A 7,128-nucleotide genomic window follows, 5' to 3' on the forward strand; every position below is an offset into this window, starting at 1 on the left:
CGGCGGCGCGCGGCCGCCGATGGCGTTGGCCGCCACCATGACGCCCAGGGTGGCGACGGTGATCGCCAGGGCCAGCAGCGCCTTCTTCCACAGCTTCGAGAAGCCGCCGAACAGGGCGACGATCAGGCCCAGCACGCCGGTGGCGACGCCGAGCGTGGCCACCTTGGGGGCCCAGTCGAGGGTCAGCAGATCATAGCCGACCGGCTGGCCGAACAGGCTCAGCTTCACCCCCACCGCGCCGGCGGCGACCAGCAGGGCCGGCGCCAGGGCGACCAGGATCGCCACGTCCAGCAGTCCGCCGGCCGCGCCCGAGGACTTGCCCTTCGCGTCGGCTTTCCGGGCCTTCTTTCCACCCCTCGGCGGGATCACCGGCATGGCCAGCGGCGGCTCCTCGGCGACGAACACCGGCTCGGCGTGGAAGGCCTCCTCCGGGACCGGCGCCAGGGCGGCCGCGGCGGTCGCCGTCAACGGGCCGAGGGGAAAGTGCTCGGTCTCGCCCCGCGCCTCGAACGCCGGTTCGGCTTCGGGGGCGGCGGCGACGGGAACGACTTCGGGCTCGGGCGTCGTCACGGGCTCGGACGGCGCTTCGGCCAGGGCCTCGACCACCTGCGGCTCCAGCAGCGGCGGCGGCTCCGACAACGGCTCCTCCGGCTCGGGCGCATAGATGCGCGCGGCCTGGGCGCCGTCGGCGGCGGCCAGGGTGGGGGCCGGCGGTTCGGGTTCGGGCTCGGGTTCGGCCGCCGCTTCGGCGACCACCGCGGCGGCCGCCAGGCTGGGCAGCACATAGTCGGCCATGCGCTGGCGGATCAGCTTCTTGTCGATCTTGCCGGTCGCGCCCAGCGGGATGTCGTCGACGAACACCACGTCGTCGGGCGTCCACCATTTGGCGATCTTGCCCTCCAGGAAGGCCAGGAACTCCTCCTTGGTGGCGGTCTCGCCCTCCTTGAGCTTGACCAGCAGGATCGGCCGCTCGTCCCACTTGGGGTGGGCCACGCCGATCACCGCCGTCATCGCCGCCTTGGGATGGCCCAGGGCGATGTTCTCGATGTCGATGGTGCTGATCCATTCGCCGCCCGACTTGACCACGTCCTTGGCCCGGTCGGTGATCTGCATGAAGCCGTGGTCGTCGATGGTGGCCACGTCGCCGGTGTCGAAGAAGCCTTCCGCGTCGAGGATCTTGCCGCCCGCGCCGCGGAAATATTCGGCGGCGATGATCGGGCCCTTGATCTTCAGGTTGCCGAAGCTCTTGCCGTCGTGCGGCAGGCGCTGGCCGGCGTCGTCGGTCAGCTTCAGCTCGACGCCCAGCGGCGGGCGGCCCTGCTTGAGACGGTAGGGCATCTGCTCGTCATAGGGCAGCTTGGCCAGTTCGTCGGTCATCACCGACAGGGTGCCGACCGGCGAGGTCTCGGTCATGCCCCAGGCGTGGACCACCTCGACGTCATAGTCTTCCTGGAAGGCGCGGATGATGTGCTCGGGGCAGGCCGCCCCGCCGATCACCACCTTGTTCAGGACCGGCAGCTTCAGGTCGTTCTCGCGCAGGTGCTGCAGCAGCATCTGCCAGACGGTGGGCACCGCGGCCGAGAAGGTGACGCCCTCGCCGTCGAGCAGTTCGTAGATCGAGGCCCCGTCCATCTTGGCGCCGGGCATCACCATCTTGGCGCCGGTGCCGGGCGCCGAGAACGCCACGCCCCAGGCGTTGGCGTGGAACATCGGCACCACCGGCAGGATCACGTCCTTCTGCGACAGGCCCATCACGTCGGGCTGCAGGGTGATCAGGGTGTGCAGGAAGTTGGAGCGGTGCGAATACAGCACCCCCTTGGGGTCGCCCGTCGTGCCGGAGGTGTAGCAGAGGCCGGCGGCCGTGCCCTCGTCGAAGCCGCCCCAGGCGCAGTCGGCCGGATGCTCGGCGACCAGGTCCTCGAAGCACAGCACGCCCTTGTAGTTGGGCGCCTCGCCGGCCGGCTTGAAGTCGACGGGCATGTGGTCGCGGTCGGTCAGCACCACCACGTGCTCGAGGCTGGGCACGCGCGGCAGGATGGCCGCGACGATCGGCAGGAAGGTCAGGTCGGTGAAGATCACCCGGTCGCCGGCATGGTCGGCGATCCAGGCGATCTGCTCGGGGAACAGGCGCGGGTTCAGGGTGTGGCAGACGGCGCCGATGCCCATGATGCCGTACCAGGCTTCCATGTGGCGGGCGGTGTTCCAGGCCAGGGTGGCGACCCGGTCGCCAGGCTTGACGCCCAGGGCCAGCAAGGCGTTGGACACCCGCTTGGCCCGGTCGTGGATGGCGGCGTAGGTGGTGCGGACGATCGGCCCCTCGACCGAACGGGTGACCACTTCGCGGCCGCCGTGCCACAGGGCCGCGTGGTCGATGATCTTGTCGACCGTCAAGGCCCCGTGCTGCATCAAGCCCTGCATCGATCCCACGCTCCCGCATCATTATCGTTGTTCAGACAAGGCTAGCGGGGCGGCGGCGGCGGCGCAACGCGGCGCGCGCCTTGAGCGAACCTTTGGACCGTCGCGCCACGACGGCGCCCCCGCGCTGATCAGCCGCAGCGCGTGTTCACCCCGCGCAACTCGCTATCCGCTACTGTGCGACACGAACAACGCCGTTCGGTGAGTGAGGCTGACCAAGGTGCGATGGTTGGATTCCCCGTGGGCCGATGACCGGCTGGACGAGGTGGCGCTGGACACCCACCGCCTCCTGACGTCGCGGCTGGTCCCGGCGGTGCTGGTGACGGCGATCATGACCGCGCCCCTGGGCCTGCGCCTCGCCCTGTCCTGGCTGGCGGCCCTGGCGCTGGGCGAAGGCTTGGCGCGGCTGGCGACCCGGCGGTTCAAGGCCGGCGTTCCCGCCTCGCGGCCCATGCGCGCCGCCTTCGTCCTGGCCGCCCTGCCGATCAACCTGATCTGGGCCTGGCTGGCGGCGATGCTGTGGCTGTCGCACGCCGCCGACTTCAAGCTGGCCGCCGTCGCCATCTGGGCCGGTCAGATCATCTACACCCAGAACTTCCGGCATCAGCCCGCGGCCCTGCTGGCCGTCAGCGCCGCCGCGCCGCTGGCCAGCCTGGTCATCTTCCCGATGTTCTTCTTCGAGGCCAGCGGCGTCGGTCCCGACACCGCCCGCTGGGGGCTGGCGCTGGTGGTGCTGACCACCGTCAGCGTCATGATCGCCAACCGGGCGGCCGCGCGGCGCATGGACGAACTGACCCGCAACCTGCGCGACGAGCGCGAGCGGGCCCTGGAGGCCAACCGCGCCAAGTCGACCTTCATCGCCGTCACCAGCCACGAACTGCGCACGCCGATGAACGGCCTGCTGGGCATGGCCTACGCCCTGGACCGCTCGAACCTCAACGAAAGCCAGCGCCGCCACGTGCGCCTGATGATCAAGTCCGGCGACAGCCTGATGCAGGTGCTCAACGATGTCCTGGACCTGTCGAAGATCGAGGCCGGCAAGGTCGATATGGACCATGTGGCCACCAATCTGCCCGAACTGGTCCTGGCGGCCGGCGACGCCTGGCGCGACGCCGCCCGCGAGAAGGGCCTGTGGCTGAAGACCGAGATCGCCCCCAATGCGCCCGCCTGGATCCTGGCCGACCCGCTGCGCATCCGCCAGGTGCTGATGAACCTGATCTCCAACGGCCTGAAGTTCACCAGCCAGGGCGGCGTCACCATCCAGCTGACCGCGTCGACGCCCCGCGCCGACGGCCTGCAGGATATCCGCCTGCGGGTGATCGACACCGGCATCGGCGTCTCCCCCCAGTTCCACGACCGGATCTTCGACAGCTTCACCCAGGCTGACAACGCCGTCTCGCGCAACCACGGCGGCACCGGCCTGGGCCTGACCATCTCGCGCGCCCTGGCCCGCCAGATGGGCGGCGACCTGGCGCTGGAGAGCTATGCGGACGGCGCCGCCTTCGCCTTCACCCTGCGCGCGGCGATGAGCGCCCCGCCCGCGTCGATCCTCGAGGACGACGGGATCGACGATGCGACGCCCGACTTCGACACCTTGCGAATCCTGATGGCCGAGGACAACGCCGTCAACCAGGTCGTGGTCCGCACCATGCTGGAGGCGACCGGCGCGTCCCTGACCGTCGCCGAGGAGGGCCGGGCCGCCCTGGACGCCCTCCAGGGCGGCGCGTTCGACGTGGTGCTGATGGACATCAACATGCCGGTCATGGACGGGATCACGGCGCTGGCCGCCATCCGCGCGGGCCAGGCGGGCGATCCGGCCATGCCGGTGATCGCGCTGACCGCCTCGGCGATGTCGGGCGACCGCGAGCGTTTCCTGGCCATGGGTTTCGACGACTACCTGGGCAAGCCGGTCCGCCCGATCGAGCTGCTGTCGGCGATCAGCGCGGCGGCGCGCGGCAAGGCCGGACGCTGCGTGGAAGCGGCGCAGTCCTAGGGGCCGCTTTTCGACGCGACGGCGCTTGCAAAAATAAATCCCGACCGATCCCTTCCAACATCTGACTGTCGCGTTGGGAGCCGCCGTTGAAACTCGATCTGAAGCGTATCGTGGTCTTTACGGCCGACGTGCCTGGCCTCGCCCGGTTTTACCAGGACGTCATCGGTCTCGCCGTGCTCGGTCGGGAAGACGGATGGGTCGAGTTCGACGCCGGCGCCTGCCGCCTGGCGCTGCACCACGGGAAGCCGGTGGTGGGCCAACGCCCGCCAAAGCTGGTGTTCTTCGCCGCCGATGTCGCCGCCGCCAAGGCCATGCTGCAACGACGCGGCGCGGCCACCCTGGGGCCGGTCAAGTCCACGACGACCTTCGACCTGTGCGACGGCAAGGATCCGGACGGCAACCCGTTTCAGATCTCGAGCCGAGGATAGTCGCCCCTACCCCATCGTCTCCGCCAGGGCCCGAGCCTCGTCCTCGAAGGCGCTGACCGTATCGACCCGGCGCCAGGTGATTTTGCCGGTGTCGCGGGTCAGCTGGTTTTCCAGCACCGCCACGTCGGCGTCCGAAGCGTCGTTGACGCGGGCGGCGACGCGGGCGCGCAGCACCTCGGGCGGGGCTTCCAGCCACACGCCCTGGAACGCCACGTCGGCGCTCCTGGCCAAGGCCTCGGCGCGGGCCCGCTGCTCGGGCTTGAGGAACACCGCGTCGACCACCACCGAGCGGCCGGCCTCCAGGGTCAGGGCGGCGTCACGGAACAGCTCGTCATAGACCCGGTCGCTCATCTCGGCGGCGTAGGCTTCCTTGGGCAGGCGCTGCAGCGACGGCACGCCCCACAGGCGCTTGCGGATCTCGTCGGTGCGCAGGACCACCGCGCCGGGGGCGCTGCCCAGGCCGGGCGCGCAGACCCGGGCGAAGGTCGACTTGCCCGATCCCGAGAAGCCGCCGGTCGCCACCAGGCTGACCGGACGCGGGGCCAGGTGCTCCAGCGCCGTGGCCAGATAGGCCCGCGCCGCCTCGTCGTCGTTGCTGTAGGCCCAGACGTGGGTGCGCACCGCGGCCCGCACGCTGAGCATCAGCGGCAAAGCCGCAAGGCCTGTCCACAGGCCCTCACCGAAGGTGCGGCCGGCCTCGTCCAGATAGGCGTTCAGCACCCGGCCGGCCGCGTCGCGGCGGCGGCGGAAATCCAGGTCCATCAGCAGGAAGGCCAGGTCGTACTGGATGTCGATGTCCGACAGCGAGTCGTTGAACTCGATGCAGTCGAAGAGGATCGGCTTGCCCGCCTCGATCAGGATGTTGCCCAGGTGCAGGTCGCCGTGACAGTGGCGGGCGAAGCCCTGCCCGGCCCTCGCGTTGAGCAGCGGACCCAGGCGCTCCAGCGCCAGGTCGGTCTCGGCGATCAGCCGCTCGACGGCCTGGGCGCCCAGGCGCGGGGCCAGGCCGCGCAGCAGGTTGGCGTTCGAGGCGATGGTGTAGCCCAGGGCCCCCACCCCGCCGCCCTGGGGCCGCAGCGGCGCCCCGGCGTGGAACTGGGCGATGGTCCGGCCCAGGGCCTCCTCCAGGGCGTCGTCGATCGCCCAGGGCTGGACCGACAGCACGCCCTGCTCGTCGAAGCGGCGCATCTCCAGCAGGAACTCGACGGTCTCGCCCGCCCCGTCGATCTCGACCCCGCCGTCCTCGGTGCGGGTCAGCCGGCGCACGGCGCGATAGATGTCGGGCGCGGCCGAGCGGTTGAACGACAGTTCGCGCTCCAGCGCCCAGCGACGCAGCTCCAGGGTGGAATAGTCGAGGAAGCCGAAATTGACCGGACGCTTGACCTTCCAGGCGGCCTCGCCGACCAGGAACACGCGGGCGCAGGAGGTCTCGATCACCCGATCGGCCCGTTCGCCCAGCCAGGCGGCCACTTCCTGCTCGCGAACCGTTTCCGCGTCCTTGATCACGCCCAAACCCCGTCCCAAACCCAGCCCATGGCGCCAAAATTCCGGGCGCGGCGTCCCCATAGCGGAAAGTTCCGCCCACGTCCCGCACGGCGGCTTGCTTGCGCTAGGGTTGAATGACTATGGTGAACGTCACCGTAGATCGAGTCACCGTCGCATGCTTATGGGCGCTGGGCTGAACAGGCCCGAACGCAAGAAATCCGAAATCCTGGCGGCGGCGCGTGGCGTCTTCCTGCGCCAGGGCTATCCGGACACCGGCATGGAGGTCGTGGCCAGGGCGGCCGGCGTCTCCACCGCCACGCTCTACGCCTACTTTCCCAGCAAGGCGAAGCTGTTCGAGGTGGTGGTGCACGACACCGTGCAGGACATGGCCGCTCCGGTCCGCGAGAGCGCCGCGGTCCGGGGCGACGCCCAGGTGCGGCTGATGGCCCTGTCCCGCGCCTATGCCGCCTTCTCCGCGCGCCCCGCCACGCGCGCGATGTTCCGGCTGATCACGGCCGAACGACGGCGCTTCGAATCCCTGGCGGACCATTTCCTGCGCAGCGCCCGCGACGAACTGGGCGGGGCGGCGATCGCCCTGATCCAGGACCTGGTCCGGTCCGGTGAGCTGTCGGTCGACAAGCCCTCCTGGGCCGCCGGCCAGCTGCTGGGCATGCTCGATCACGCCACCCTGGTGCTCGGCCTGGCCGCCGGCGACCATGTGCAGCCGGGGCGGAACCTGGAGGCGATCTGCCAGGACGCGGTCGAGACGTTCCTGGCTAGGTACGGAACCCCTCTCCCAGAGGGAGA

General features: G+C 70.4%; 5 protein-coding genes. 3 read left to right on the plus strand and 2 right to left on the minus strand.

Annotation, left to right across the window (positions count from 1 at the left end):
* The coding region (locus tag PMI01_RS24435) for a long-chain-fatty-acid--CoA ligase (protein ID WP_007675831.1) at window positions 1–2,418 on the minus strand (2,418 nt) is incomplete at its 3' end.
* A 217-nt stretch (window positions 2,419–2,635) separates the two neighbouring features.
* On the opposite strand from PMI01_RS24435, the gene PMI01_RS24440 reads away from it, so the two are divergent.
* Both PMI01_RS24440 and PMI01_RS24445 read left to right on the plus strand, forming a co-directional pair.
* The gene (locus PMI01_RS24440) at window positions 2,636–4,408 is read left to right on the plus strand and encodes an ATP-binding protein (RefSeq protein WP_007675836.1); all 1,773 of its coding nucleotides are present in this window, start codon (window positions 2,636–2,638) and stop codon (window positions 4,406–4,408) included.
* Window positions 4,409–4,494: 86 nt separating this feature from the next.
* The gene (locus PMI01_RS24445; RefSeq protein ID WP_007675838.1) at window positions 4,495–4,836 is read left to right on the plus strand and encodes a VOC family protein; all 342 of its coding nucleotides are present in this window, start codon (window positions 4,495–4,497) and stop codon (window positions 4,834–4,836) included.
* A gap of 6 nt (window positions 4,837–4,842) precedes the next feature.
* Here PMI01_RS24445 and PMI01_RS24450 read toward each other — a convergent pair whose 3' ends face one another.
* Window positions 4,843–6,342 carry a bifunctional aminoglycoside phosphotransferase/ATP-binding protein gene (locus PMI01_RS24450; RefSeq protein WP_035038313.1) on the minus strand — a complete coding sequence of 500 codons (1,500 nt, stop codon included), beginning with the start codon at window positions 6,340–6,342 and terminating at the stop codon, window positions 4,843–4,845.
* A 154-nt stretch (window positions 6,343–6,496) separates the two neighbouring features.
* Here PMI01_RS24450 and PMI01_RS24455 point away from each other — a divergent pair.
* On the plus strand, window positions 6,497–7,128 hold a 632-nt coding region (locus PMI01_RS24455; protein WP_007675842.1), incomplete at its 3' end, for a TetR/AcrR family transcriptional regulator.

This window comes from Caulobacter sp. AP07 (assembly GCF_000281955.1).
Taxonomy (GTDB): Bacteria; Pseudomonadota; Alphaproteobacteria; order Caulobacterales; family Caulobacteraceae; genus Caulobacter.